This is a genomic window from Cytobacillus firmus NBRC 15306 (assembly GCF_001591465.1).
Classification (GTDB): domain Bacteria; phylum Bacillota; class Bacilli; order Bacillales; family Cytobacillaceae; genus Cytobacillus; species Cytobacillus firmus.
In genome coordinates, this window is record NZ_BCUY01000214.1 from 1 (window position 1) to 1389 (window position 1389).

1 protein-coding gene is annotated in these 1389 nt (G+C 39.7%); it reads left to right on the top strand.

Going from position 1 to position 1389, the window contains the following annotated elements; translation table 11 throughout:
• Window positions 1-99 precede the first annotated feature (99 nt).
• Window positions 100-1269 (top strand): IS256 family transposase, encoded by a 1170-nt coding sequence (locus tag BFI01S_RS21900; RefSeq protein ID WP_061794448.1) that lies wholly within the window; start codon window positions 100-102, stop codon window positions 1267-1269.
• Window positions 1270-1389 lie beyond the last annotated feature (120 nt).

A 1389-nucleotide genomic window follows, 5' to 3' on the forward strand; every position in this document is an offset into this window, starting at 1 on the left:
GGTCAAGCCCATATAATTGTGTAAAAAGAAAATGAGTCAAATTAATTCCTTTGGTCAACAATGTTATCAGCGACGAAAACAAGTTGGAGGGAATTAATTATGACTCAATTACAGTTTAACCTAAATCTTGACATTTTAAAAGAATCCGTCATGGATTCAAACATCGACTCAGTGATAAAAGCTTCTATTGTCCTGGTATTAAACGAGTTCATGGAAAAAGAGCGTGATCATCATCTAAAAGCACATCCTTATGAGCGAACAACTAGCCGTCATGATTACCGCAACGGATACTATGACCGCGAACTTCTCTTAAGCATCGGCAAGATTGTACTAAGAGTACCCCGGACCAGAAGTGGTGATTTTTCTACTACTGTGTTTGAACAATATGCTCGATGTGACCAGGCTTTCGTCCTCTCTATGCTTGAAATGGTTGTGAACGGGGTTTCCACTAGAAAAGTGTCTAACATCGTGGAACAGCTCTGTGGTCAAAAGGTGTCCAAATCCTTCGTATCCACTCTGACGGAGAAGCTGGATCCGATAGTGAATCAATGGGCAAACCGGCCTCTAAATACGATGTATTACCCTTATATTTTTACAGACGCCATGTATATTAAAGTAAGGGAGCACAATCGGGTGGTTTCCAAAGCTGTCTACATTGCCACTGCGGTTGATAAGAATGATAGACGGGAAATTCTTGGCTTAAGAGTAGATCATGTGGAGAGCTGTGAAGCTTGGCAAAGATTCTTCCAGCACTTACAGTCAAGAGGATTACAAGCACCAAAGCTAATCATATCAGATGCCCATAAGGGCTTAAAAGCTGCCATTGGAAAAGAATTTGTCGGCTCTGCCTGGCAGCGATGCACCGTTCATTTTAAAAAGAACATCATCACTCATATGCCGAAAAAAGATATGGATGAAGTAAAGATCGCGCTAAAAAGAATATTTGAAGTTGCGAAAGTGGAAGATGCGAGAAGATACAAAAATGAGTTTATTGAGAAGTATAAAGATCATCCAAAGCTCGATAGAGCCATTGAGATATTAGAAGATGGTTTTGAAGATGGAATCCAATACCTAAACGAAGATACCAAGTACCATAAGCATATTCGGAGCACAAATTCACTTGAAAGAATAAATGGAGAGGTTCGCAGAAGAGAAAGAGTCATTAGAATCTTTCCTAACACACAATCCGCTTACAGGCTCATTGGAGCTGTCTTGATGGATTATGCAGAGGAAGTTGGAAAAAGAATCATTAAAGAAAAGAAGCAGTAGAATCTGCGGAGCGAAATTTTTGAAGTAGTGGAAGGGGCCCCTTCCACTACTTCAAAAACATAAGAGCTGTATAACTTGTTTTTTCCTAGGAATGAATTTACACAAAATAGTGGACTTGAC